The following is a 25,083-nucleotide window of genomic DNA, read 5'->3' as shown; positions in this document are numbered from 1 at the left end:
GAGATTTTCGCAAGGATGTTTTTGTTATAAGATGCGTTGCGGGCTACTTTCTTTATAGCAAACCCATCACTTGCGAGTCTCGAATGAACCAAATCAGCTATCTCGACCGTGCAGTCAATGCGCTGCGCACCATCGGCGTCAACCTGGGCAACCGCGAGGCTGCTCCGGTGGTGCCGCTGCTGGAGAAAGTCTCCAAATACGATGCCGTGAAAATCACGGCCATCGCCACCACGCTGCAGTACTCGTCCACCTTCAACGCCGCCGTGCGCGACCAGATCCAGGGCATGGACATCTCCACCCGCTACGCCGAGATCACCACCGGCTTCAACTCCATCCGCGAGGATGCCGAGAAGATGAGCGGCTGGATGGCCGACGGCAAGATCGACTTCCAGGAACGCATCCAGATGGGCTGGATGAAGATGCGCCGCGGCTCGATTCCCGACCGCTTCAACGACATCCGCGCCACCTACCTGGACGTGGCCAAGTCGGCCAACGAACAAATCCAGCGCGAGAACGCTATCCTGGAAGCCTACCGCGACTTCCGCATGGCGCTGAAAACGGCCGAGGTGGACGCGCAGCAGGTGCTGGAAACGGCGACCGCCGAACTGGAGCGCCGCAAGGTTGCGCTGGACGTGGCCAACAAGGCCACCGAAAACGTGGCCGACGCCGTCGAGCGCGCGCGCCTGGAACTGGCGCGCGACGAAGCGCTGCGCGCGGTGCAGGACGAGGACAAGTCCTACCAGATCGTGAAAGACATCGCCGACGACCTGAAGACCTCCTACAACACGGCCGAACTGGTGTTCGCCCGCCTGCAGCAGACCCATACCGTCAAGGAGCGCATCTACCAGCGCGCCGTGACCTTCTTCGCCACCAACGAAGTGGTGTTCACCGGCCTGGCCGCGTCGTTCACCTCGATGGCCGGCCTGGCAGAAACCACCAGCACCATGGACGCCATGACCGACGGCATCAACCAGGGCCTGGAATCGCTGGCCAAGGCCGGCGGCCAGCAGCTCGAAGCGGGCCTGCGCGCCGGCTACGGTTCCACGCTGAAGGCCAGCTCGGTGAGCGCGCTGGCCAACGCCATCGTTGAATTCCAGGGCAGCAGCCTGAAACTGATCGAAGAACTGCGCGAGGAATCGACCCGCACCTCGAAAGAGATCGAAGCGGCCACCGAGGACAGCAAACAGCGCTTCATCGCCCTGCTGAACAAGGGCGCTGCTTAGTGGCGGCAGGCAGGCTGTCCGAACAACTGGGAGCGATGTCCATCATTGATGATCTGCGCCACCGGCAAATGGTGGTGGCCGAGCATCTCGACCTGCCGCGCCGCCGCGCCGACGCGGAGCAGCGCATCCGCAACTACTACGCGGCGCACAACATCCCGGTGGACGACGCGCTGGTCGCGCAAGGCGTGCGCGCCTACTTCGACGGCCGCCTGGAATTCCGTCCCGCCGCGCCGGGCAAGCTGGCCGGCTTGCTGTCGCGCCTGTACGTCAAGCGCGGCGAGCACGCGAAGGCCTACGGTCTGTGGCTGGGCTGCGCCGCGACCTGCCTGGCCATGTGGGGCGGCATGAACTACCGCGACCACTGGCGCCTGCACCGCGACAGCCGCGAACACGTGGCGCAGCTGGCCGAGGTGCTGGAGCAGGCGCGCGCCAGCCAGAAGGACGTGATCGCGCAGGCGGTGCAGCTGGCCGGACGCTCCGGCGCGGCCCACGCGCAGCTGCGGCCCGCCGCAGCCATGCTGGCCCAGGTGCAGGCCGGGCTGCAACAAACCGAAGCAACGCTGAAGGACGCCGCGCCCGAAGCGGACGCCATCACCGCAGACAACCGCGGCGCCTTCCTGGCGGCGCTCGGCCAGCGCAAGGCCGAAGCCCAGTCCGCGCAAGCCGTGCTGACGCAGGCGCAGCACACGCTGCAGCGGCTGGAGCTGATGCTTGGGGCGCAATCGGCCATGCTGGCGCTGCAGCGCCAGTACAGCGAAGCGGTGCTGTGGAACGCGCCGGCCATCCGGCAGCAGGTGCGCAAGGTGCAACTGGCGCTGGAAGAAAACAATGGCGCCGGCGCCACCGCCGCGCAGCTCGCCGTAACGGAACTGGGTACGCAGCTGGCGCAGGCCGCCCTGGCGGAAGGCCACCTGCAGGACGTGCGCCAAGTCGTTTCACTGCTTGGCAAGATGGGCTTGTCCGGCGACGACAGGCTGCGCGTGCAGGCGCTGTCGCAGTCGGCCCTGAGTGCCGCCGCGCAGCTGGACGCAGGGCGCGTGGAGGCGCTGGCCGCGCAGGCTGAGGCCTTGCTGAGCTTCGCCAGGCTGCCGCTGAACATTCTGGTGGCCGACCGCGACGGTGTGCGCTCGGGAGTGGAGCGCAACTACAACGCATCGGGCGGCAAGTCCTGGTACCTGATTGTCGAAGCGCTGGACGCGGAGGGCAACAATGTGCAAGTCCCGGTGCGCAATGCGGAAACCGGCGACAGCACCTGGACCGAATTCTATGGCGTGCGCGTGAGCCGCAGCGAGTATGAGAGGGTGAAGGCCGAGAAGCAGTCCAGCGGCCACGTGGACAGCCGCGAGATGGGCAGCAAGCCGGCCAACTCGCTCACGGTGCGCTACGCGCGCACGCTGAAGGCGCAGCCCGACACGATTACGGAGTGGTGATGGAGCAGGATACCTACATTGCGGAACTCGAGGCCTTTTGCAGCCAGCACGAGCAGGCCCTGGCCGGCATCGAACGGCAGAGCGCCGACACCGCCGCGCGCCAGGCCGGGTGCGACGCCGCCAGCGCCGGGCTGCTGGGACAGGTGGCCGAGCTCCAGCTGGACCAGCAGGTCGAGTTCGGCAACCGGGTCAAGAGCGAACTGGCCGACCGCGCGCGCGAAGAGCAGCGCGAGCGCGCCCGGCTGGCCCAGGCCGAAGCCACGGTGGCGCAGGCGCTGGCCGCGCGCGACCGGGCGCGCCGCGAGTGCGAGGCGCTGCGCAGCCAGCTGCACGCCAACCTGGCCGCCGACACGGCGTTCGTCATCAGTGCGCAGACGCACGTGCTGGCGCGCCAGGCGCGCGATGCCTTCCAGCCGGACCACCACGAGCTGAGCGCCGAATGCAGCGCCAAGCTGGGCCCCTACCAGGCCGAGGGCAGCCTGTACGCCTACCTGCGGCAGCGCCGCTACGGCGACCGCAGCTACGGCGCGCTGCCGCCGGTGCGCATGCTGGACGCCTGGGTCGCGCGGCTCTGCCATTTCAAGGAAAACCGCGCCTCGGAGCAGACCTTGCTGGAGATGCAGCAGGAACTGGCGCGCCGCGCCTGCTTGCTGGACGCGGACCTGGCGCAGGCGGCCCAAGCCGAGCACAAGCTGCTTGACGCCGCCGCCGCCGCGCTGGACCTGCCGGGCGCCGAGGCGCGCCTGGCCGAGCGCAGCCGCGAGCTGGACTTGCAGCAGGGCGCCGTCGCCGGCGTGCGCGCGGTGCTGGCCGCCTACGCGGACAAGAGCGACGCGCGCTATGTCGCGGCGCAGCAGCTGGTGCGGAATTTCCTGCAGGCCCGTTCCATCGACGAGCTGGCGGCGCAGGCGGCCGCCACCCCGGCAGCGGAAGACGACGCGCTGGTGCAGCGCCTGGCCGGCCTGCGGCAGGAGCGCGCCGCGCTGGAGCAGGCATACGGCGCGCTGGCGGAGCGCCTGCGCGAGGCCCGCGAAAAACGGCTGCTGGCCGGCGAAATCCGGGACCGGCTGCTCGAGGCGCTGCCGCAGGCGGGCGGCGTGACGCGCCACTTCTTCGAGGACGAACTGGATCTGAGGCAGGTGCTGGACGGCTACGTGAACGGCAAGTACAGCGAACAGCAGGTGCACGCGGAAATCGGGCGCCACACGCGCGAGCTGGGGCCTTACCATGACGACGATGGTACGATCTCGTGGATCGAAGTCGGCAAGACCGGCGCCAAGCTTACCGGCACCGTGCTGCTGACGGTGGGGGCCGTGGTGGTGGCGGTGGTGGGCGCGCTGGCCAGCAGCGGCGGTGGCTCGTCCTCTTCCGGCTCGCGCCGGCGTTCGGGGCGCGGCAATTCGGGCGGCAGCAACTGGGGCAGCAGCGCATCGGGCGGCACATCAAACGGCCGCTCCAGCGGTAGTGGCAGTAGCAGTAGCAGCAGCTCGGACAGCAGCAGCGGCGGCAGCTACAGCACCAGCGACAGTTTTTAGTGGCATGAAAGGACAGGCGGTATGGCAGGGAGTCTGAGTGAGCAGCTGGGCGCGATGGCCATCATCGACGAGCTGCGCCACCGGCAGATGGTGGTGGACGAACATCTCGACCTGCCCAGGCGGCGCGAGGAAGTGGCCGCGCGCATCCGCGAATACTACGCAGCGAACCGGCTCGCCGTGGATGACGAGCTGATCGCCGAAGGCGTGCGCGCCTATTTCGCACAGCGCCTGGAATTCGAACCTGGCCCCGCCGACCCCGCCGAACGCGAAAAAGCGCTGCAATACATTGCAGCCCAGCGTGCCGGCCAGGGACGCCCGTCCGGCTGGAAAAGCTGGCTGACCCGCCTTGTCAAATAACGCCATGCTCGCCAGCGAATTCACCGCCGCCATCGCCGAGAACACCCGCATCTACCAGGGCAAGCTGGAAAGCTGCGACCAGCGCACGGCCGATGCCAGCCGGGACCAGACCGCGCTGGAACAGAAGATCGCCGGCCTGCTGCGGCAGGTAGCCTCGCTGCATCTGGAAGGCGGCCAGAATATCGCGGCCGAAGTGGAGCGCGAACTGGCCTTCCGCGCCGATGAGTGGCAAGCTCTGCGCGCCGAACTGCAAACCGTCAACAGCGACGTCGCCAACCATGTGGCAGCCATCCGCCAGCGCGGCGCAGAGATCCGCGAAGCGGCGCTGCGGCCCGGCGCCCACCTGGACGCGGCCCAGGTCCTGCAGGCGGCGCGCGAACGCTACCAGCGCGCCGAGGACGCGCACCAGGCGCTGCTGGCCATGAACGCCGAACTGGAGACCGAGATCGTCTCCAAGCTGGCCGGCTATCGCAGCGACCCCTTGTATGTCTTCCTGCGCGAAGCGGGCTACCGCACGGCCGACTACCGCCGCAGCGGCGCGCAGACCGTCAAGGACGACTGGATCGCGGGCCTGTGTAATTTCGACGCCAACCGCCGCAACGAGAACATCCTGCTGGCCATGCAGCAAGCCTTGCCGGCGCGTGCCGAACGCAGCGCGCAGGCGCTGGCCGATGCGCGCGCGCAGCTCGATGCGCTGTCTTTCGCGCCGCCGCCGCCCACCATCGCCGAGCGCATTGCGCAGGCCGTGGCGCCGCTGGAAGCAGCCCTGGCGCAGGCGGACGAACGGCTGCGCCGCGTGCGCGCCGGCCTGGCCGAGTACGCCGCCTGCACCGACGCGCGCTACCGCCGCGCGCAGGAGCTGCAGGCGGCAAGCCTGAAGTCGCTGCCGATCGCGGAGCTGATCGCACAGGCGCGCGCCACGCCCAGCCCGGAGGACGACAAGCTGGTGCTGGAGGTGGTGAACCTGCAGGACAAGCTGGCCGGCAGCCGGCGCGACTACGAACGCGCACTGGCCGCGCGCCAGCACGCGGAAGAGGATGCGCAGCGCGCCGAGGCGCTGGAAGCGGACCTGCGGCGTGGCGGCTTCATCGACACCAGGGAGATTGATTTCCGCGACGGTCTGGACCTGCCGCCGCTGATCGGCCGCTACATGAACGGCGAACTGTCGCTGGGCGGCTTCACGCTGGAGCTGCAGCAGTTCGCCCGCGAGCTGCGGCCGAAATTCCGCTACAGCGAAACCGCCTGGGGCAGCGGCTCAAGCCGCAGCTGAGCAAAGCCGGTGGCCGCTTGCCTCCGGCGCCGGGGCGCCGCCGGCCGCGCCTTACAGCGCGCCCTGCAGCTGCCGCTCCAGCGCCGCCACGCCGGCCGCCACGTCCACGTCCGCGCCCAGCTCCTTCATGGTCGAACCCAGCGCATGCAGCGTGCGGAACAGGTGGTGGGCGCGGCACTGCTCGCCCATCTGGCCGATGCGCACGATGTTCAGGCCGAAGGAGCCGGAAATCTCCACCCGGTACTTGAGCGAGATCTGTTCGCAGATCTCGGCCCGGTTAATGCCCTCCGGCACCACGATGCCGACCACGGAATTGAGGCGCGACTCCGGCGTGCCGTACAGCTTCAGTCCCATCGCCTCCACGCCGCGCTGCAGGCCCATGGAGCAGCGCAGGTGGCGCGCGAAGCGCACTTCCAGCGTCTCCTGGCAGATCAGGTGCAGCGCCTCGTGCAGCGCCAGGATGCCGGACACCGGCGCCGTGTAGTGGTAGGAAGCGTTATGCCAGAACTGCTCCGCCAGCTTGGCATCCAGGCACCAGTGCGGCGGCGGCACGGGGCGCGCGTTGATGCGCTCCCAGGCGCGCTCCGAAAACGCGATCAGCGACACGCCGGGAATCGACGACAGGCCCTTCTGGCCGCCGGTCACCATCGCATCGATCTTCCAGTTGTCCATCTCGCACGGCATGGTGCTCAGGGTGCAAACCGCGTCCACGATCACGTAGCAGCCATACTCGCGCGCCAGCCGGGTGATCTGCGGCAGGTGGATGTTGAACACGGTGGAGGAGGTTTCGCCCTGGGCGATGGTCAGCACCTCGGGGCGGAAGCGTTCCAGGTGTTCGCGCACGGCCGCCACCTGGGCCGCCTCGCCGTCCGCCACGTTCAGGCACGCCACCTGGCCGCCCACGCGGGTGGCCATCTCGGCGAAGCGGCGGCCGAAGTAGCCGTTGCACACGCTCAGCACGCGCGTGCCGGGGAACACCAGGTTGCAGACGCTCATCTCCATCGCCGCCGACCCGGGGCCGGCCACGCCCAGTATCCAGCGCGATTCGGTCTGGAACACGTAGCGCGCCATTTCCTTCATCTGGTGGATGATCTTGGCCATCGTGCCGCCGAGGTGGTTGATGACGATGGAATTGGCTTGCGCCACGCTGTGCGGAATCGGCACCGGGCCGGCGCCCATCATCAGCAGCGGTTCGGAAGGAAGCAGGGAATTGATACTGTCTACGGTGGGCGGCGAGAACATGGAAGCGTGAGTTGTAGTTAATGTTGCTGCAACTATAGCCCATCTTCAGCGAACCGGCAGCAAGCTACAGCATCAGCACCGAGAACAGCGATTTCACGTCGCTGGCCGATTCGCGCAGGATGCCGTCCAGCGTGCCTTCGCCGATGGCGAAATCGATGGTGCGGGCCGCCGCCGGGGTGGTGGCGCCGGGGCGCTGGTGCATGGGGGAGGGCACCGGGGCCAGGTCGTTGGCCAGCAGCAGGGTGTCGCCCAGGTTTTCCGGCGGCAGCGCGCGCATGCCTTCCCACATCGCCTCCACGGACGCCATCACGGCTTCCGGTACCACCAGCTTGCGCAGCACGCCGCGTCCGATGACCATCTCGCCGTGCTCCACCCAGTCTTCCGGTTCGCCCTGCATGACGCCGGGGTAGGCGTCGGCCTGGGCCAGCATGTAGAAGGCGCCCACCTCGTGGATGATGCCGGTAAACAGCGCCGTATCGGGATCGACATGGGTGACGCGGCGCGCGATCACCTGGGCCAGCGCCGCCACATGGGCGGTGTGCTCCCACAGCTGGGCGGCCATGGCTTTCAGGGTGGGATCGGTGATCTTGCTGCCGAGCTGGCGCACGATAAGCGCGGCCACCAGCGACTGCAGGGTGCGCACGCCGAGCCGCTGGACGGCCGAGCGTACGCTGGAAATTTCAGTGCCGGAACGGTTGTAGGCCACCGAGTTGGCGATGGCCACGGTGCGGGCCGCCAGCAGCGGGTCGGCCTGGATCAGCTTGGCTGCGGCCTCGACGTGGCAGTCGGGATCGCTGAGCGCCTCCTGCAGCCGGATCGACGCGTTCACATTGGTCGGGAACGCAAGATCCCCCCGGCTCGCTTGAGCAGCGATTTGCTTGAAGGCGTCCAGTCTGTCCATCAGGAAATTATACGCAAATTATTGCCGTGTGGAATTTATTTGCGACACAATTCGTGCCGGGACTGCGGGTCGCGCCGCCACGCGGCGTGATCCGCTTGTATTTTAGTCGGCTTCGCTGAAGATAGCGTCGCAACCTTCGCTGGTGCCTTCGCTGTCCTGCAGTTCGTCGACCAGGCCGAGGTCGAACAGCTCCTCGATGGCGTTCATGAAGCTGTTGTGCTTGGTGGCGCCGATCAGGCGGTAGATTTCGCCGTCTTCATTGCGCACGCCGATAATCAGCTTTTCCTTGCGCACTTCGTCCGGGGTGTCGACGTTGAGCAACAGGTTGCCGATGATGTGCTTGTCGAATTTCGCAGGCTTTTTGCCTTCGAGCAGGGAGGTTTTCAATGTCGTTCCTTGGTTGTTGGGGGGATGGGCGCGCGCTGGGCCGCTGTGCGAGTCCGCTGGCCGGCCCTCAGGCGCCGCCTGCCGATATCACTTGTTTGAGGCCGGACAGGGTTTTTTCAAGGGCGGCGAAGTCGTCGTCGCTGTAGCCGGCGAACACCTCGCCGCCACGGGAGATGACTTTGGGGAACACTTCGCGGAACACTTGCTCGCCTTGCGGGCTGAGGCGGATGAACCACGAGCGCTTGTCGTCCAGGCTGCGGACCCGTTCCACCAGGCCTTTTTGCTCCAGGCGTTCGATCACGCCTGTCATGGTGCCTTTGGTGATCAGGGTCTTGTCGCCCAGCTCCTTGTAGGACATGCCTTCGGTGTTGCCCAGCGTGGCGATGATGTCGAATTGCGCATGGGTCAGCCCGCACTCGCGCACGTGCTCGCCCGACAGGCGTTCAAAGCCCTGCATGCATTCGGCCAGTAACCGGATACTTTTCAAATATCGTTCGCCCATAGACCGTGATTATAGCTCCCTGCTGCGGGGCGGCAATCGCGGTACACTACGCGGCCAGCGAATATTGATAAATGAACATGAAGCCGATCCATGCCGTCCCTGCCTAGCCACGCCCGCGGCATCGCCGCCCTGCTGCTCGTCACCGTTGTCTGGGGCACCACCTTCCCGGCCATGAAGGACATGACCGCGTACCTGTCCACCAACTGGATCGTGGTGTCGCGCTTTGCCATGGCCAGCGTGCTGCTGTCGCCCTTCCTGGTGCGCGCCAGGTGGGCGGACTGCCGCTACGGCTTGCTTAGCGGCATCGTGCTGTTTTTCTGCTACCTGTTCCAGGTGGAAGGCTTGTCGCTGACCAGTTCGAACCGCAACGCCTTCGTCTGCGGCCTGAACGTGCTGGTGCCGCCGCTGCTGGGCGTGTTCCTGGGCAAGCTGCCGGAGCGCCGCATCGTCGCCGCCCTGGCGCTGGCGCTGGTGGGCCTGTTCGCGCTGTGCTGGGACGGCGCCTTTGTCTGGGGCCGGGGCGACACGCTGGCGCTGCTGGCCGCGCTGTGCTTCGGCTGCTACATCAAGATGATGGAAGTGTTCACCCGCAAGGCCGGGCGCCTGATGACGCTGACGGCGGCGCAAATCCTCACCGTGGCGGTATGCGCGGCGCTGTGGATCGCGCTGCGCGAGGTGCCGCGCGGCCCGGTGGCCGGCCCGCAGGACATGGGCGACTACTGGGAATACATCTGGCAGGGCCTGAAGCTGTACCGCTGGAACCTGATTTACCTGGGGGTGGTGGCCACCGCCCTCATCATTTCGCTGCAAACCTGGGGCCAGCGCCACAGCACGGCCAACGAGGCGGCCGTGATTTATGCCTTCGAGCCGGGCTGCGCCGCCATGTTCGGCTATTTCTGGCTGGGCGAGACGCTCGCCTGGACGGGCCTGCTCGGCGCGGTATTGTTGATCTCCGGTATGATAGTGAGCCAATGGAGCGTAGCGCGGCCTCCGACCGCGCTGGCGCCCGAGTAATCACCCACTAGCTCAGATCCGCCGATGCCGTTTTCCCCTTTGTCCCGCCTGTCCCAGGAGCAGCCGCTGCGCGTGCTGCTGGTCAATGCGGGCGAGGCGGACACGCTTACCTGGGCCGGCCTGGTCCAGCCGCTGCGCCTGGCCGCGCGCAGCGTGGGCCCGCCATTCCAGCTCGACATCCGCACCCCGCAGCAACTGGCCGCCGGGCCCGCCGGGGGCTGGCACCTGGCGCTGCTGGTGGCCGACGAGCAGCAGGAAGCGCCGCCGCCCGCGCAGCTGCGCGCCGTGGTGGAGCGGCTGCGTGCCGCGCCCTACTGGGGCGGGGTGGGCGCTGGCGTCTTGTGGCTGGCCGAAGCCGGGCTGATGGGCGGCGTGCGCATCGCCCTGCCGTGGGCGCTGTACGCCGACACGGAAAGCATTTCCGAGCGCGCCATCCTGACGCCGCACCTGTTCGAGATCGACGGCCCGCACCTGAGCTGCTGCGGCGGCGCCGCCAGCGCCGACTTCGCGCTGACGCTGGTGGACGCGCTGTATGGCGCCAACGTGCAGGCCGAAGTGAAGGAGGCGCTGTGCATCGACCGCGTGCGCAATCACGAGGAGCGCCAGCGGGTGGCCCTGCAGGCCCGCTTCGGGGCGCTGCAGCCCAAGCTGTCGGAGGCGGTGACCTTGATGGAGGCCAATATCGAGGAGCCGCTGTCGACCGACGACATCGCCAACCTGGTGGGCCTGTCGCGCCGCCAGCTGGAGCGGCTGTTCAAGCAGTACCTGGGCAGCCTGCCGTCGCGCTACTACCTGGAGCTGCGCCTGCAGCGCGCGCGCCAGTTGTTGCTTGAGACCAATTCATCCATTGTGCAGGTGGGGCTGATGTGCGGCTTCTCCTCCGGCTCGCATTTTTCCACCGCCTTCGGCACCCTGTTCGGCAACACCCCGCGCGAGGAGCGCCAGCGCAAGCTGAACGGCTGAGCCGTGGCATAGTCCGCCGGGCATACCGGGTATGCGGAGGCCTTCTGAATTATGAAAATCCTTGTCGCATCCGCAAAAGAGTTTTAGCATCCCGCTTTTTATAATGTCGTACCACCCGTGGCCGCCTGGTTGCGGCCGTACCTCTATACATTGATAGGGAATGCCATGAACGCAAAGCTTGATTCGACTGTAACCACTCGCCCTGTCACCCGGCAGACTTTTGACGAAGTACTGGTTCCAACCTACGCGCCAGCCGCGATGGTGCCGGTGCGCGCATCGGGCCTGGACCTGTGGGACCAGAACGGCAAGCACTACCTGGACTTCACCTCCGGCATCGCCGTGACGGCGCTGGGCCATTGCAATCCCGTCATCGTCGAAGCGCTGACCAAGCAGGCCAACACCCTGTGGCACCTGGGTAACGGCTACACCAACGAGCCGGTGCTGCGCCTGGGCCTGGCCCTGACCGAAGCCACCTTCGCCGACCGCGCCTTCTTCTGCAACTCCGGCGCCGAAGCCAACGAAGCGGCCCTGAAACTGGCCCGCAAGCACGCCCACGCCAAGTTCGGCGAGCACAAATCGCGCATCGTGTCCTGCTTCAGCTCCTTCCACGGCCGCACGCTGTTTACCGTGTCGGTTGGCGGCCAGTCGAAGTACACCGAAGGATTCGAGCCGCTGCCGCCAGCGATCGACCACATCGAATACAACAACATCGAGTCCGCACGCGCCGCCATTGGCGACGACGTGTGCGCCGTGATCGTGGAACCGATCCAGGGCGAAGGCGGTGTGCTGCCGGGCGACAAGGCTTTCCTGCAAGAGCTGCGCGACCTGTGCGACAAGACCGGCGCCGTGCTGATCTTCGACGAAGTGCAGTCCGGCATGGGCCGCACCGGCCACCTGTTCGCCTACCAGGGCTATGGCATCACCCCGGACGTGCTGACCTCGGCCAAGGCGCTGGGCAACGGCTACCCTGTGGCGGCCATGCTGACCACCAACGAACTGGCGGCCTCGCTGGGCGTCGGTTCGCACGGCACCACTTACGGCGGCAACCCGCTGGCCGCCAGCGTGGCGCTGACCGTGCTGAACACCATCAACCAGCCGGCCTTCCTGGCGCGCGTGAATGAAGCGTCGGGCAAGCTGGTGGCCCTGCTGCAGGACCTGACCAGGGAATACCCTGCCATCCTGTCGACCGTGCGCGGCAGCGGCCTGCTGCTGGGCGTGGTGGTGGCCGACGCGTGGAAGGGCAAGTCGAAAGACATCCAGAAGGCAGCCGAAGCGCAAGGCCTGATGGTGCTGATCGCCGGTACCGACGTGGTGCGTTTCGCGCCCGCGCTGGTGGTGAGCGACGAGCAGATCGCCGAAGCCGGCCGCCTGCTGCGCGCCGCGCTCGACAGCCTGGCCGCGTAATGCCCCCGGGGACGGGCCGCCCGGTCCGTCCCCTGCAGCGCCCGTAAGTATAAAAACAAAGGAGTTCACATGTATGTTGTCCGTCCGGTAGAACTTGCGGATATCGCAGCGCTGGAAAAGCTGGCTGCGGTAAGCATGCCGGGTGTCCATACCTTGCCCAAGACGCGCGACAAAATCGCGCAGGCGGTCGAGGCTTCGATCGCATCCTTCAGCGCCCACGTCGATATCCCCAGCGAGGAATCGTACCTGTTCGTGCTGGAATCCCTGGCGGACCACGGCATCGTGGGCACCGCCGCCATCTTCGCTTCGGCCGGCTCCAATGGCACCTATTTCTCGTTCCGCAACGACGTGATCCAGCAGGTGTCGCGCGACCTGAACATCAGCCATAGCGTGCACGCCTTGACGCTGTGCTCCGAGCTGACTGCCTATTCGCAGCTGTCCAGTTTCTATGTCAACGAAGCGGTGCAGAACCGCCCCGAGGCGGCGCTGCTGTCGCGCGCGCGCCTGCTGTTCGCCGCCATGGCGCCGCAGCGCTTCGCCGACCGTTTCTTCGTGCCCCTGGCCGGCGCCACCGGCCCGAACGGCGAGTCGCCGTTCTGGGACGCCGTGGGCCGCAAATTCTTCCAGATGGACTTCCTCGACGCCGAGCGCACCATAGGCGGCGCGCGCAACCGCACGCTGATCGTCGAGCTGATGCCGCACTACCCGGTGTACGTGCCGCTGCTGCCGGGCGACGCGCAAGCCGTGATGGGCCAGATCCATCCGTCCGGCGAACTGGCCTTCAGCCTGCTCACGGCCGAAGGCTTCGAGGCCGACGACTACATCGACATTTTCGACGGCGGCCCCATACTGCAGGCGCACAAGCACGCGCTGCGCACCTGCACCTCGTCGCTGCAGCGCACTGTGGCCACGCCGCGCCCGTCGCGCGCGGGCGAACCGGTGGTGCCCTACGCGGTGGCCGCCAACGCCGGCCAGGAGTTCCGCGCCGTGGTGGTGGCGGTGCCGGCCATCGAAGGCAGCGCCACCATCGCCCTGCCGGTGGAAGTGCAGGAAACGCTGCAGGTTGCCGAAGGCGGCAGCGTGATTTGTGTACGCATCTAAAAAGAGACTCCTATGCTAGTAGTACGCGCCATACAAGCCAGCGACCTGGACGCCCTGTTCGACATGGCCAGCCAGGTCGGCTCCGGCATGACCACGCTCAAGCCGGACATGAAGATGCTGGGCGACCGCCTGGAAATCGCCGTGGCCTCCTTCGCCGAAACCATCCCGCCCGAAAAGCGCGACTACATGTTCGTCATGGAGGACACCGACAGCGGCCGCCTGGCCGGCGTGTGCGCCATCAAGGGCTCGGTGGGCCTGGACGAGCCGTTCTACAATTACCGCATCGGCACCCTGGTGCATTCCAGCCGCGAACTGAAGGTGTTCACGCGCATGGAGACGCTGTATCTGTCCAACGACCTGACCGGCAGCACCGAACTGTGCTCGCTGTTCCTGAACCCGGACTACCGCCACGGCAACAACGGCAAATTCCTGTCCAAGTGCCGCTTCCTGTTCATCGCCCAGTTCCCGCACCTGTTCACGGAAAAGCTGATCGCCGAAATGCGCGGCTACCAGGAGTCGGACGGCCGCTCGCCGTTCTATGAAGGCCTGGGCCGCCACTTCTTCAAGATGGAGTTCGACCATGTCGATGCCCTCACCGCGCAGGGCAAGAAGTCCTTCATCGCCGAGCTGATACCGCGCCAGCCGCTGTACGTGGCCTACCTGCCGCAGGACGCGCAGGACGTGGTGGGCAAGGTGCACACCTCCACCGTGCCGGCGCGCCGCCTGCTGGAGCAGGAAGGCATGCACTTCGAAGGCTACGTCGACATCTTCGACGCCGGGCCGGTGCTGCAGGGCCGCGTGTCCGAGCTGCGCGCGGTGCGCGACAGCGCCCTGGCCGTGGTCGACGTCGACACCGACATGACGCACGCCTGCGCGCCGCAGCAGGAGCCGGTGCTGGTGTCGAACACCAACCTGAAGGATTTTCGCATGATCCTGTCGGACGCCGCCTCGGTGAACGGCAAGATCGACCTGTCCGCCGACGACCAGAAACTGCTGCGCGTGCACGCCGGCGACGTCGTGCGCACTTTGACTCTCAACGTGAGGAAGAACACCAATGTCTGACGCATCGAACAACGCCCTGAGCAATTTCATCAACGGCCAGTGGTCCGCCGGCCATGGCGCCGAACTGGTGACCATCGACCCGTCGAACGGCAAGCAGACCTGGGCCAGCCGCGAAGCGACCCCGGAAGACGTGGCCGCGGCGGCTGGCGCGGCGCGCGCAGCGTTCGAAGGCTGGGCCCTCGCGCCGCTGGAGCAGCGCGTGGCCATCGTCACCCGCTTCCGCGACCTGCTGAAGGAAAGCGCCGAAGAGCTGGCGCTGCTGATCGCCGAGGAGGTGGGCAAGCCGCTGTGGGAGGCGCGCACCGAAGTAACCACCATGGCCAACAAGGTGGACATCTCGATCCAGTCCTACGGCGCGCGCACCGGCGAAACCCGCAGCAAGGTGGCCGACGGCGAAGCCGTGCTGCGCCACCGCCCGCACGGCGTATTCGGCGTGTTCGGCCCGTACAACTTCCCCGGCCACCTGCCCAACGGCCACATCGTACCCGCGCTGATCGCCGGTAATACCGTGGTCTTCAAGCCCAGCGAATACGCGCCGCGCACCGCCGTGAAAACCGTGCAGCTGTGGCAGCTGGCCGGCTTGCCGGCCGGCGTGCTGAACCTGGTGAACGGCGGCCGCGACACCGGCATCGCGCTGGGCCAGAACAAGGATATCGACGGCGTGCTGTTCACCGGCAGCAGCCAGACCGGCGCCGCGCTGCACCGCCAGTTCGCCGGCCAGACCGGCAAGCTGCTGGCGCTGGAAATGGGCGGCAACAACCCGCTGGTGGTGTGGGACATCAAGGACGTCGACGCAGCCGTCTTCATGGCCGTGTCGTCCGCCTTCATCTCGGCCGGCCAGCGCTGCACCTGTGCGCGCCGCCTGGTGGTGCAGACCGGCCCGGCCGGCGACGCCTTCATCGCGCGCCTGGTGGAAGTCGCCTCCAAGCTGGTGGTGGGCGCCTCGAACGCCGAGCCGCAGCCCTTCATGGGCCCGGTGGTGTCGGCGCCGATCGCCGCGCGCCTGGTGCAGGCCCAGCACGACATGGTGGCCAGGGGCGGCAAGCTGCTGCTGGAAATGAAGCAGCTGCAGCAAGGCACCGGCTTCGTTTCGGCCGGCATCGTGGACACCACCAACGCCAAGGGCATCCCGGACGAGGAATGGTTCGGTCCCCTGCTGCAGATTATCCGCGTGGACGATTTCGACAGCGCCATCAAAGCCGCCAACGCCACCGAATACGGCCTGGCAGCAGCGCTGATCTCGAACGACGCAGCGCTGTGGAACAAGTTCCAGGTGCTGGCGCGCGCCGGCATCGTCAACTGGAACCGCCCCACCACGGGCGCTGCCAGCAGCGCGCCGTTCGGCGGCGTGGGCAAGTCCGGCAACCACCGTCCGAGCGCCTACTACGCGGCGGATTATTGCGCCTACCCGGTCGCTTCAATCGAGAACAGCGCACTCGAAATGCCGGCCAAGCTGTCGCCCGGCATGAACTTCTAAGGAAAACGACGCCATGGCGCAAGCACGCGAATTCAACTTCGATGGCCTGGTAGGCCCGTCCCACAACTATGCCGGCCTCTCGTTCGGCAACGTGGCTTCGTTCAACAACGTCAAGAGCGCGTCGAACCCGAAGCAGGCCGCCTTGCAGGGCTTGGCGAAGATGCGCGCGCTGGCGCAGCGCGGTTTTGCGCAAGCACTGCTGCCGCCGCAGGACCGTCCCAATTTCCGCCTGCTGCGCAGCCTGGGCTTCACCGGCAGCGACGCCGACGTGCTGGCCAGGGCCTACAAGGAATCGCCGGTGATTCTGGCTTGCGCCTACTCCGCCTCGCCGATGTGGACCGCCAACGCCGCCACCGTCAGCCCCTCGGCGGACACCGGCGACGGCCGCGTGCACTTCACGCCGGCCAACCTGAACAACAAGCTGCACCGCGCTTTCGAGCACGCGCAGTCGGCGCGCAGCCTGCGCGCCATCTTCAGCGATCCGAAGCACTTCGCCGTGCATGACGCGCTGCCCGGTACTCCGGCCTTCGGCGATGAAGGCGCGGCCAACCACACGCGCCTGTGCGCCGCACACGGCGCGCAAGCGGTCGAAGTGTTCGTCTACGGCCGCGTGGAGTTCGACGCGGCCGCGCCCGCGCCCAAGCGCTTCCCGGCGCGCCAGACGCTGGAAGCATCGCAAGCCGTGGCGCGCCTGCACGGCCTGGCCGCCGAGCGCACCGTCTACGTCCAGCAAAACCCGGACGTGATCGACCAGGGCGTGTTCCACAACGACGTGATCGCGGTCGGTAACGGCAACGTGCTGTTCTACCACGAGCAGGCTTTCGCCGACGAAGCGGCCACGCTGGAGCGCGTGCGCGCGGCCATGGCCGGCGTGGGCGCGGAGCTGCAGGCGGTGCGCGTGGACACCGGCGCCGTGGCCGTGGCCGACGCGGTGCACAGCTACCTGTTCAACTCCCAGCTGCTGTCCAAGGCGGACGGCAAGATGGCGCTGGTGATCCCGCAGGAGTGCCAGGAGAACCCCGCCGTGGCGCGCTACCTGGACGGCCTGGTGGCCAGCGGCGGCCCGGTCGATGAACTGATCCATTTCGACCTGCGCCAGTCGATGCGCAACGGCGGCGGCCCTGCGTGCCTGCGCCTGCGCGTGGCGCTGACGGACCAGGAAGCGGCGGCCATGCACCAGGGCGTGGTCATGACCGAGGCGCTGTACCACACGCTGGTGGCGTGGGTGGAGAAGCACTACCGCGACCACCTGGAGCCGCAAGACCTGGCCGACCCCGCGCTGGCGCTGGAAACCCGCGCCGCACTGGAGGAGCTGACCCGCATCCTGGGCTTGCCGGGGCTGTATGATCTGTAAGTTCGATCTGTAAATTCGAGTAATCATCCCCATATGGTTGCGGGGCCAACCCCCGCAACCGAATAAAGCGTCGCCGCCGTCCAGCCAAAAGCCTCACGGTGTGGACGGAATACACACAACGTATTGGAGAAGCAACGATGACACAAATGCCACAAGACCTGCGCAAACAGACGCTGGACCTGATCAACGCGAACAAGTCGGCCGACAGCGGCCAAGTCTCCGCCCTGATCGGCGCCTGGCTCGCGGCCATAGATGAAGAAGACCTGGCCGGCGTCGCGCCGGACAGTCTGGTCCCGGTGCTGTGGGAAGGTTTTGCGCAGGCTGCCAAGCGCAGCGGCGCAGGTGTGCAGATCGCCAAATTGCGCTACGCCGACGGCCGCGGCGGCAAGGCGACCGCGTTGCTGATCCTGAACGACGACATGCCGTACCTGGTGGACTCCATCGTCATGGCCTTGCGCAAGCAGCGCCTGATCGCCAACGGCGTGCTGAACGCGGTGCTGCCGGTGGCGCGTTCCGCCGACGGCGTGGCGACCGCCGTCGGCGCTGACGCGGCCGGCGGCAAGTTCGAATCCTACGTGCTGGTCCTGCTGGCCGACGACCTGGCCGAAGGCGACCTGGCGGCCCTGGTGGCGCGCCTGGAAATGGTGGCGCGCGACGCCGCCGTGGTGCGCCGCGACCTGGACGCCATGAAAGAGCGCTTCACCAGCGTGGGCGCGGCAGCAGCCGCGAACGGCGGTGCAGAAGGCCAGGAAGTGGCCGCCTTCCTGGACTGGGCCCGCACCGAAGGCTTCGAGCCGTTCGGCTACGCCTATTACCAGGTCAAGCCTGGCGTACGCGAACTGGAACGCGACATCCCGAGCCGCATCGGCGTGCTGCAGGACACCTCGCACCCGATCTACGGCACCTGCCTGGCCAACATCCCCGGCGACTTCGACACCCTCTCCAAGCGTCCGCATACCCTGTCCATCGTCAAGGCCGACGTGGAAGGCACGCTGCACCGCGACCAGCACCTGGACTTCATCGGCGTGCGCAACACCGACGCCAACGGCGCCATCCTGGGCGAACACTGCTTCGTCGGCCTGTTCACCCGCGCCGCCACCATCACCCCGCTGACCCGCATGCCGTTCGCGCGCGGCCGCATCGCGCAGGTGCTGCAGATCGCCGGCGTGCGCAAGGAAGGCTTCCGCGCCGAGAAGTTCGTCGAGATCCTGGAATCGCTGCCGCGCACCGAAGCGATGGAAGCCGAACCGCAGTGGCTGGCCGACGTGTGCGGCGCGGTCGTGTCGCTGTACAAGCAGCCGCGCACCAAGGTGTTCGCCCGCCGCGACGTGTACGCCCGCCACCTGAACGTGCTGGTCTACCTGCCGCGCGAGCGCTACAGCGCCTCGGTGGCGCACGCGCTGGCCAAGGCCCTGCAGCAAAGCTCGGGCGCCTCGCACGTCAGCTCGCAAACCCTGGTCGCCGACGGCCCGCTGGCGCGCGTCTACCTGATCGCGCACGCCGCCCGTTATCCGCTGGACCTGGAGTCCGACATCCAGCGTCCGCTGCTGTCCATCCTGGATGGCTGGCACAACAGCTTCTCCACCCTGGCCGACGCCGTGTTCGAAGAGGGCACCCGCACCAGCCTGCGCAAACTGTGCGCCACGCTGCCGGTGGACTACGTGAACGCCACCGCACCCGCCGTGGCCTTCCATGACCTGGGCGCCATGCTGCGCCAGGGCGACGGCGGCCGCGTGGCCGCGCGCGTGGAACTGGCTTCGGCCGACAGCAAGGCCACCACCATCCGCCTGTACTCGGTGGAGCGCGTGCCGTCGCTGTCCAATATCCTGCCGGCGCTGCACAATGCCGGCGTGGCGATCGACCGCGAGCAGACCTACACCATCCACACCGGCGACGGCAAGCGCCACTTCGTCACCAGCCTGCTGGTGGACGAGGTCAGCGCCGCCAAGCTGGCGCAGCCCGGCGTGGCCGAAGTGGTGCAGGACCTGGTCACCTCGCTGTTCAACAACGAAGCAGAAGACGGCCGCCTGAACGGCCTGGTCATCGAAGGCGGCTTGAGCACCCGCCAGGTGCAGCTGGTGCGCGCCTATGCGAGCTACTGGCGCCAGGCCGGCAGCCGCTTCTCGGTGCGCTACGTGGCTGAAACGCTGCGCAAGCAGCCGGCCCTGGTGAAGGAACTGGTCGATGCGTTTGAACAGCGCTTCAACCCCGCGCTGCCGGAAGCCGAGCGCACCGCAGCGCTGGAGAAACTGGCCGGCGTCAAGTCGCGCCTGGCGTCCGTGAACCATGCGGACACCGAGGAAATCCTGGCCGCCATGGTCGACCTGATGGCCGCCACGCTGCGCACCAACTACTACCAGAACAAGCAGCAGGGCGACAAGATCATCTTCAAGTTCGACACCAGCCACCTGGCGCTGGTGCCGGAACCGCGTCCGTTCCGCGAGATCTTCGTGTTTTCGCGCCGTTTCGAAGGCGTGCACCTGCGCGGCGGCCCCGTGGCGCGCGGCGGCCTGCGCTGGTCGGACCGCATGGAAGACTACCGCACCGAGGTGCTGGGCCTGGTAAAAGCGCAGATGGTGAAGAACGCCGTCATCGTACCGGCCGGCGCCAAGGGCGGCTTCGTGTGCAAGATGATGCCGAAGGACGCCGTGCGCGAAACCATCGCCGCTGAAGGCGAAGCCGTGTACCGCCTGTTCATTTCCAGCCTGCTGGAGGTGACCGACAACCGCGTGCTGGGCAATATCGTCTCGCCAGCGGACACCGTCTGCTACGACGGCGCCGACCCCTACCTGGTGGTGGCCGCCGACAAGGGCACCGCGACCTTCTCCGACATCGCCAACGGCATCGCCGTGCAGCGCGGCTTCTGGCTGGGCGACGCTTTCGCCTCCGGCGGCTCGAACGGCTACGACCACAAGAAGATGGGCATCACCGCCAAGGGCGCGTTCGAAGCGGTCAAGCGCCACTTCTACGAGATGGACCACAACATGGAAACCACCCCGTTTACCGTGGTGGGCGTGGGCGACATGTCGGGCGACGTGTTCGGCAACGGCGTGCTGCTGTCGAACCAGATCAAGCTGCTGGCCGCGTTCGACCACCGCCACATCTTCCTGGACCCGAATCCGGACACCGCCGTTTCCTTTGCCGAACGCCAGCGCATGTTCGCCCTGCCGCGCTCTTCGTGGGAAGACTACAACAAGGAACTGATCTCGCAGGGCGGCGGCGTATTCCCGCGCAGCGCCCGCTCGATCGAACTGTCGCCGCAGATCCGCGCCGCGCTGGACATCGCGGAAACCGCGCTGCCGCCGGAAGAGCTGATGCACCGCATCCTGCTGGCGCCGGTGGACCTGTTCTACAACGGCGGCATCGGCACCTACATCAAGTCGTCGGCCGAGTCGCATGCGCAAGTGAAGGACCGCGCCAACGACAATATCCGCGTCAACGGCAGTGAACTGCGCTGCAAGATCGTGGCCGAAGGCGGCAACCTGGGCGCCACCCAGGCCGGCCGCATCGAGTTCGCGCTGGCGGGCGGCCGCATCTTCACCGATGCGATCGACAACTCGGCCGGCGTGGACTGCTCGGACCATGAGGTGAACGCGAAGATGTGGCTGGACGTGGAAATGAACGCCGGCCAGCTGTCCGAAGCGGACCGCAACCGCATCCTGAACGAAATGACGGACGACATCGAGCGCCTGGTCCTGCGCGACAACACGCTGCAGACGCACCTGCTGGTGCGCGAACAGCAAGCACAGTCCGAGGCAGCGGTGCAGGACGGCTACGCCGCGCTGATCGCCAGCCTGGAAGAAGAGGGTGCGCTGTCGCGTGAACTGGAGCAGCTGCCCACCGTGGCTGAACTGGCGCGCCGCAAGCTCGACGGCCGTGGTTTGACCACGCCGGAACTGGCGGTGGTGATCGCCAACGTGAAGAACCGCTACAAGCGCCTGCTGTCGGCGCTGCCGCTGACGGAAGAGAGCTGGGCCGAGGCGGTGCTCAAGCCGTACTTCCCGGACCTGCTGGTGGCCACCCGTCCCGCGCTGGCGCACCCGCTGGCCAACGCCATCCTGGCCACCGTGCTGGCCAACGAATCGGTGAACCGCTGCGGTCCGCTGATGCTGCGCGAACTGGCTGCCGAACATAGCGTGGATGAAGCCGACGTGATCCTGGCCTGGGGCCAGGCATGGTCGGCGCTGAACCTGGCGCCGGTGTTCGAGGCGCTGGACGCGGATGCATTGAAAGTGCCGCGCGCCGTGTCGATCAAGGTCGACGGCCGCACCCGCAGCCTGCAGCGCGCTGTGATCCAGGGCGTGCTGGCCGTGCCTGCCGACCAGCTGCGCGCAGCCGGCGGCGTGGACGAGCTGACCCGCCTGTTCGCCCAGCCGGACATGCTGAAGAAACTGGTGCCGGCCGATGGCCAGTCCGAAGCCGACACCACGCCGGGCCTGCGTCCTGAATTCGCGCATGCATGGAAAGCGGTGGACGCGGTGGAAGCCGTGGCGGCCTTCGTGTTCGCGGCGCTGTCGGTCAAGCGTCCGGGCGGCATGGACCTGCCGGCCTTCCTGCAAGTGGGCATGGCCCTGCGCAGCCAGGCGGGCATCGACACGCTGGAACGCGGCCTGAAGCTGCCTGCCGCCAGCCGCTCGCAAGAGCAGCTGCGCAGCTACGCCCAGCACGCGCTGCGCCGCACGCAGCAGCGCCTGCTGACGCAAGTGCTGGCCCGCGCCACCAACGGCCACGACGCGGCCGAAGCCGTGGAAGTGGTGACCAACACGCTGGGGCTGTCCGGCTACGCCACCTCGGCGGACCTGGAGCAGGCGATGCTGGACGTGTGGGCGCTGTCCGAAGCGGCCAACGCCGTTCCGCTGGCGGCTTAAGCGCATGGCGATGTTGCCTGAAGCAGTAAGGGCGTTGGCCGAGGCGGACTTCAGCGCCGTCGCGGCCCGCTTCGCGGCGGCCGGTTTTGCGGTGACGCAGCCGGCCGACGGCATCCTGACCGTGAAGCGTCCTACCCCGGCCGATGCCGGTGCGGATGCCGATGGCGCCGCGCGTGCTGCGGTGCTGGTCTCGGTCGGTGTGCATGGCGATGAGACCGGCCCGATCGAAGTGGTGGCCTACCTGCTGGACGCGCTGTCGCGCGACGTTGCGGCCAATGCGTCGGCATTGGCGGTGGACCTGATGCTTTGTGTCGGCAACATCGGCGCCATCCGCGCCGGCAAGCGTTTCATCGACGCGGATCTGAACCGCATGTTCCGCGCCCAGCGCGGCACGCTGGAAGGCACGGCCGAAGCGGCGCGCGCCGACGTGATGATTGCCGCCACCAGCGACTTTTTCAAGGATGCGGGGCCGGTGCGCTGGCACCTGGACCTGCACACCGCCATCCGCCCCTCGGTCTACCCGACCTTCGCCATTGTCCCCGAGATCATCGAGGACGGCGCGCGCGGAAAGCTGATCGGCTGGCTGGGGCAGGCGGCGATCGGCGCCGTCATCATGAATCCGGCATCGGTGGGCACCTACAGCTACTACTCCGCCGAGCATCACGCCGCAGCCGGCACCACGGTGGAGCTGGGCCGTGTTGGCACGCTGGGCGAAAACAACCTGGAGCAGTTCACGGAAGCGTCGCAGGCGCTGGACGACCTGCTGCGCGGCGCGGAGCCCAGGCAGGCGAAAGCGGCGCCGCACGTGTACGCCACCGCGCGCCAGATCATCAAGCTGAGCGACCAATTCCAGATGGCGTTCGGCAAGGACACCTGGAACTTCACACCGCTCAAGCAGGGTGACGAAATCGCGCGCGACGGCGACACGGTCTATACCGTTCAGCACCCGGAAGAAATGGTGGTGTTCCCGAACCCGGACGTCCGCATCGGCTTGCGCGCAGGCTTGATGGTGGTGCGGCTCAGTTAGTCCAGGCTAGTCCAGGGCGATCACCCGGTCGCCCGGTCCGGCCTGGCATCCCGCAGCGGCCGGTGTCCATCCCTTGTGCACCACGATTTGCCGCGCGTTGTGGCAGATCTCCGTGCGCTCGCTGGCAGGATAGCGCTGCTGCACAAAGGCCTCCAGCGTGGACGGCAAGCTCACCTTCAGCTTCATCTCATAGCGGTCCTGCGCCGGATGGTCGTCCAGGTGTACATGCGGCACGAAGTACGAAGCCAGCATCAGGAAGCTCGAGTTTACAGCCACGCCCTCCGGCGCATAGCCCGTTTCGCGCAGCCAGGCCTGCGCCCGCTCGCGCACGTCGCCGCCGTTGGCCAGGTTGCCCCACGCGGCGGCCAGCAGCTCCGCCACCCATTGATTGCAGTTCTGGTATTGCAGGCCGAAGGCGTAGGCGTTCGCGCTGTAAGTGCCCGCCAGCAGGCCAAGTGCAATCTGCCCGTCCAGCGAAGCGAGGCGCACCGTGTTGGCCGCTTCCGCCGGCAGGCGCACCACCGAGATATAGCCCAGCTTCGGATCGTCCGTGCCCATGACGAAGCCGGCCACGCCCTGGTCGAAGATGCGCGGGCGGTCTTCGTCGCAGGAATAGTAAAGCTGGCGCGTGGTCCAGCCGCCGGCATCGCCGCGCCAGCCGAGCGCTGCGTGCGAGTAGCGGATGTTGAAGCGCGACAGGTCCAGGCCGGAGCGGCTCACCAGTGCTGCGCTGCCGCCAGGCTGGCCCAGCTCTTCGCGCACCACGGCGGCGAAGCGCAGCAGGCGATCCTGCTCACCGGCGGTGAGGCTGTTGGAGCGGTCGCAGAAGGTGGCCGCCTGGGCGCCGCCAAGCGGCAGCGCGGCCAGGCTCAGCATGCATGCGCTCAGCGCGCATGCCGCCAGGTGGCGCAATGTCACAGGTTGACGGGACGCGCGGCCAGTTCGCTATGCCAGTCGTCCTCCAGCACCAGGAAGAAGGCTTTTTGCGTGTCCGCGTGCGCGAACTCGAAACCGTAGGAGCGCGGCTGCGTCAGCACCACGCCGCCCAGTTCCAGGCCTTCCTTGGCCGCGATGGCCGCCGGCAGGTCGAGCACCAGCAGCTTGCCGCTGGCGTCGTGCTGCAGGGTCAGGCGGGTGGTGTTGGCCTTGCCCGGCGCTGCCGCCATCTGGATGATGTGGTACGGGCCGCCGGCGGTCTTGTTGTCGCCGCTGGAGCTGTTGCTGGAACCGTTCAGCGAAGTGGACACGCTGCCGCTGGAAGCGGAGCCCGCGCTCGACGCGGAGGAGGTGAAGCTGTCGGCCTGCGCGTTCAGGGCCAGGGTGGCCGCAGCGGCAACGCCGGCGGCCTTGAAAATCGATGGGAACTTCATTGTCATTCCTATAATTGCGCTTCTGCGAGCGAAAACCAGATAATACACGTATGATTTCCACCTTCCTATCATCGAAAGAAGCCGCCATGTCCCTATCCATGTATCAGGTGTCGGTCCCGGTGTTTGTGCGCGGGCTCAATGTATTGTCCGCGTTGCTGAAGAAGGGCGAGGAGCATGCCGCCGCCAGCGGCGCCGTGCCGGACGTGCTGCTGGGCGCTCGCCTGGCCGAAGACATGCTCCCGCTGTCGGCGCAAGTGCAACGCGCCAGCGACGCCTCCAAGCTGTGCGTGGCGCGCCTGTGCGCGGTGGATGCGCCCAAGTTTGAAGACAACGAAGCGAGCTTCCAGCAGTTGCAGGAACGCATCGAGAAAACCATCGTTTTCCTGGAGAGCGTGCCCCAGGCGCAGTTCGACGGCGCCGATGCGCGCGAGGTGACGCTGGCGTTCGGCGCCTTCAGCCAGTCCTTTACCGGCTCGGGCTACCTGCTCACCTTCGCGCTGCCGAACTTCTACTTCCACATCACGACCGCTTACGGCATCCTGCGCGCGCAGGGCGTGAAGCTTGGCAAGCTGGATTTCCTCGGGCCGTTCTGAGAA

Annotated in this window: 21 protein-coding genes; 15 read left to right on the top strand and 6 right to left on the bottom strand. The window is 67.2% G+C overall.

The features are described from left to right. Positions 1-83: 83 nt before the first annotated feature. From AC6H42_RS02850 to AC6H42_RS02830, 5 genes are read left to right on the top strand one after another with little or no spacing between them, the layout of a single operon-like run. Positions 84-1,223 (top strand): hypothetical protein, encoded by a 1,140-nt coding sequence (locus tag AC6H42_RS02850; protein WP_057152670.1) that lies wholly within the window; start codon positions 84-86, stop codon positions 1,221-1,223. Further along, entirely contained in the window at positions 1,223-2,653 is a 1,431-nt protein-coding gene (locus AC6H42_RS02845) for a DUF6384 family protein (RefSeq protein WP_267877819.1), read from the top strand. Before AC6H42_RS02850 ends, AC6H42_RS02845 begins: the two co-directional genes overlap by 1 nt. Then, complete coding sequence (locus AC6H42_RS02840) at positions 2,653-4,188, top strand: coiled-coil domain-containing protein (protein ID WP_497547366.1); 1,536 nt, start codon at positions 2,653-2,655, stop codon at positions 4,186-4,188. The genes AC6H42_RS02845 and AC6H42_RS02840 overlap by 1 nt, the downstream gene beginning before the upstream one ends. A 21-nt stretch (positions 4,189-4,209) precedes the next feature. Next, positions 4,210-4,545, top strand: coding sequence for a DUF6384 family protein (locus AC6H42_RS02835; protein WP_497547365.1), 336 nt, complete (start codon positions 4,210-4,212; stop codon positions 4,543-4,545). Between the two features lie 4 nt (positions 4,546-4,549). Further along, the gene (locus AC6H42_RS02830) at positions 4,550-5,815 is read left to right on the top strand and encodes a coiled-coil domain-containing protein (RefSeq protein ID WP_057152674.1); all 1,266 of its coding nucleotides are present in this window, start codon (positions 4,550-4,552) and stop codon (positions 5,813-5,815) included. Between the two features lie 51 nt (positions 5,816-5,866). On the opposite strand, the gene AC6H42_RS02825 is transcribed toward AC6H42_RS02830, so the two are convergent. The 4 genes from AC6H42_RS02825 to AC6H42_RS02810 form a co-directional block, all read right to left on the bottom strand. Beyond that, positions 5,867-7,057: a pyridoxal-phosphate-dependent aminotransferase family protein gene (locus AC6H42_RS02825; protein WP_057152675.1), complete on the bottom strand. Its 1,191-nt coding sequence runs from the start codon at positions 7,055-7,057 to the stop codon at positions 5,867-5,869. A gap of 64 nt (positions 7,058-7,121) precedes the next feature. Further along, entirely contained in the window at positions 7,122-7,958 is an 837-nt protein-coding gene (locus AC6H42_RS02820; RefSeq protein WP_057152676.1) for an HDOD domain-containing protein, read from the bottom strand. 102 nt (positions 7,959-8,060) lie between these two features. Beyond that, positions 8,061-8,345 (bottom strand): hypothetical protein, encoded by a 285-nt coding sequence (locus AC6H42_RS02815; protein WP_057152677.1) that lies wholly within the window; start codon positions 8,343-8,345, stop codon positions 8,061-8,063. 67 nt (positions 8,346-8,412) lie between these two features. Next, a complete protein-coding gene (locus tag AC6H42_RS02810; RefSeq protein ID WP_229417997.1) occupies positions 8,413-8,802 on the bottom strand; it encodes a MarR family winged helix-turn-helix transcriptional regulator in 390 nt (129 codons plus the stop codon). Between the two features lie 135 nt (positions 8,803-8,937). Between AC6H42_RS02810 and AC6H42_RS02805 the strand changes: the two genes are divergently transcribed. From AC6H42_RS02805 to AC6H42_RS02765, 9 genes are all read left to right on the top strand, one after another. Further along, entirely contained in the window at positions 8,938-9,861 is a 924-nt protein-coding gene (locus AC6H42_RS02805; protein ID WP_057152679.1) for a DMT family transporter, read from the top strand. Between the two features lie 24 nt (positions 9,862-9,885). Next, a complete protein-coding gene (locus AC6H42_RS02800) occupies positions 9,886-10,824 on the top strand; it encodes a GlxA family transcriptional regulator (protein ID WP_057152680.1) in 939 nt (312 codons plus the stop codon). 165 nt (positions 10,825-10,989) lie between these two features. Continuing rightward, the gene (locus tag AC6H42_RS02795; protein ID WP_497547364.1) at positions 10,990-12,228 is read left to right on the top strand and encodes an acetylornithine/succinyldiaminopimelate transaminase; all 1,239 of its coding nucleotides are present in this window, start codon (positions 10,990-10,992) and stop codon (positions 12,226-12,228) included. 69 nt (positions 12,229-12,297) lie between these two features. Then, positions 12,298-13,329, top strand: coding sequence for an arginine N-succinyltransferase (locus tag AC6H42_RS02790; RefSeq protein ID WP_057152682.1), 1,032 nt, complete (start codon positions 12,298-12,300; stop codon positions 13,327-13,329). A 12-nt stretch (positions 13,330-13,341) separates the two neighbouring features. Continuing rightward, on the top strand, positions 13,342-14,391 hold the full coding sequence (astA, locus tag AC6H42_RS02785) for an arginine N-succinyltransferase (protein ID WP_497547363.1): 1,050 nt from the start codon (positions 13,342-13,344) through the stop codon (positions 14,389-14,391). After that, positions 14,384-15,868, top strand: coding sequence for a succinylglutamate-semialdehyde dehydrogenase (gene astD, locus AC6H42_RS02780; RefSeq protein WP_497547362.1), 1,485 nt, complete (start codon positions 14,384-14,386; stop codon positions 15,866-15,868). Before astA ends, astD begins: the two co-directional genes overlap by 8 nt. A 13-nt stretch (positions 15,869-15,881) precedes the next feature. Then, the gene (gene astB, locus AC6H42_RS02775; protein ID WP_497547361.1) at positions 15,882-17,222 is read left to right on the top strand and encodes an N-succinylarginine dihydrolase; all 1,341 of its coding nucleotides are present in this window, start codon (positions 15,882-15,884) and stop codon (positions 17,220-17,222) included. 137 nt (positions 17,223-17,359) lie between these two features. Beyond that, positions 17,360-22,090, top strand: a complete 4,731-nt coding sequence (locus tag AC6H42_RS02770) for an NAD-glutamate dehydrogenase domain-containing protein (RefSeq protein WP_057152685.1) — start codon at positions 17,360-17,362, stop codon at positions 22,088-22,090. 4 nt (positions 22,091-22,094) lie between these two features. Then, positions 22,095-23,117 (top strand): succinylglutamate desuccinylase, encoded by a 1,023-nt coding sequence (locus AC6H42_RS02765; RefSeq protein WP_057152686.1) that lies wholly within the window; start codon positions 22,095-22,097, stop codon positions 23,115-23,117. A 6-nt stretch (positions 23,118-23,123) separates the two neighbouring features. Here AC6H42_RS02765 and AC6H42_RS02760 read toward each other — a convergent pair whose 3' ends face one another. Together AC6H42_RS02760 and AC6H42_RS02755 are read right to left on the bottom strand one after the other, a co-directional pair. After that, positions 23,124-23,993: a DUF2145 domain-containing protein gene (locus tag AC6H42_RS02760; protein WP_057153597.1), complete on the bottom strand. Its 870-nt coding sequence runs from the start codon at positions 23,991-23,993 to the stop codon at positions 23,124-23,126. Between the two features lie 38 nt (positions 23,994-24,031). Beyond that, a complete protein-coding gene (locus tag AC6H42_RS02755; RefSeq protein WP_057152687.1) occupies positions 24,032-24,487 on the bottom strand; it encodes a hypothetical protein in 456 nt (151 codons plus the stop codon). 86 nt (positions 24,488-24,573) lie between these two features. Here AC6H42_RS02755 and AC6H42_RS02750 point away from each other — a divergent pair, with 86 nt between their 5' ends. Further along, positions 24,574-25,080 (top strand): DUF1993 domain-containing protein, encoded by a 507-nt coding sequence (locus AC6H42_RS02750; protein ID WP_057153598.1) that lies wholly within the window; start codon positions 24,574-24,576, stop codon positions 25,078-25,080. Positions 25,081-25,083 lie beyond the last annotated feature (3 nt).

This window comes from Massilia sp. NBRC 108631 (assembly GCF_059704565.1).
The sequence above is the reverse complement of the archived record's forward strand: the minus strand, read 5'-3'. Positions and strand labels throughout refer to the sequence as shown.

Coding starts and splice junctions, on each gene's coding strand:
- AC6H42_RS02755 (WP_057152687.1), bottom strand. CDS start 24,487: ATGAAGTTCCCATCGATTTTCAAGGCCGCCGGCGTTGCCGCTGCGGCC.
- AC6H42_RS02810 (WP_229417997.1), bottom strand. CDS start 8,802: ATGCAGGGCTTTGAACGCCTGTCGGGCGAGCACGTGCGCGAGTGCGGG.
- astB (WP_497547361.1), top strand. CDS start 15,882: ATGGCGCAAGCACGCGAATTCAACTTCGATGGCCTGGTAGGCCCGTCC.
- AC6H42_RS02830 (WP_057152674.1), top strand. CDS start 4,550: ATGCTCGCCAGCGAATTCACCGCCGCCATCGCCGAGAACACCCGCATC.
- AC6H42_RS02835 (WP_497547365.1), top strand. CDS start 4,210: ATGGCAGGGAGTCTGAGTGAGCAGCTGGGCGCGATGGCCATCATCGAC.
- astA (WP_497547363.1), top strand. CDS start 13,342: ATGCTAGTAGTACGCGCCATACAAGCCAGCGACCTGGACGCCCTGTTC.
- AC6H42_RS02805 (WP_057152679.1), top strand. CDS start 8,938: ATGCCGTCCCTGCCTAGCCACGCCCGCGGCATCGCCGCCCTGCTGCTC.
- AC6H42_RS02825 (WP_057152675.1), bottom strand. CDS start 7,057: ATGTTCTCGCCGCCCACCGTAGACAGTATCAATTCCCTGCTTCCTTCC.
- AC6H42_RS02820 (WP_057152676.1), bottom strand. CDS start 7,958: ATGGACAGACTGGACGCCTTCAAGCAAATCGCTGCTCAAGCGAGCCGG.
- AC6H42_RS02750 (WP_057153598.1), top strand. CDS start 24,574: ATGTCCCTATCCATGTATCAGGTGTCGGTCCCGGTGTTTGTGCGCGGG.
- AC6H42_RS02840 (WP_497547366.1), top strand. CDS start 2,653: ATGGAGCAGGATACCTACATTGCGGAACTCGAGGCCTTTTGCAGCCAG.
- AC6H42_RS02790 (WP_057152682.1), top strand. CDS start 12,298: ATGTATGTTGTCCGTCCGGTAGAACTTGCGGATATCGCAGCGCTGGAA.
- AC6H42_RS02770 (WP_057152685.1), top strand. CDS start 17,360: ATGACACAAATGCCACAAGACCTGCGCAAACAGACGCTGGACCTGATC.
- AC6H42_RS02760 (WP_057153597.1), bottom strand. CDS start 23,993: ATGCTGAGCCTGGCCGCGCTGCCGCTTGGCGGCGCCCAGGCGGCCACC.
- AC6H42_RS02795 (WP_497547364.1), top strand. CDS start 10,990: ATGAACGCAAAGCTTGATTCGACTGTAACCACTCGCCCTGTCACCCGG.
- AC6H42_RS02850 (WP_057152670.1), top strand. CDS start 84: ATGAACCAAATCAGCTATCTCGACCGTGCAGTCAATGCGCTGCGCACC.
- AC6H42_RS02765 (WP_057152686.1), top strand. CDS start 22,095: ATGGCGATGTTGCCTGAAGCAGTAAGGGCGTTGGCCGAGGCGGACTTC.
- astD (WP_497547362.1), top strand. CDS start 14,384: ATGTCTGACGCATCGAACAACGCCCTGAGCAATTTCATCAACGGCCAG.
- AC6H42_RS02800 (WP_057152680.1), top strand. CDS start 9,886: ATGCCGTTTTCCCCTTTGTCCCGCCTGTCCCAGGAGCAGCCGCTGCGC.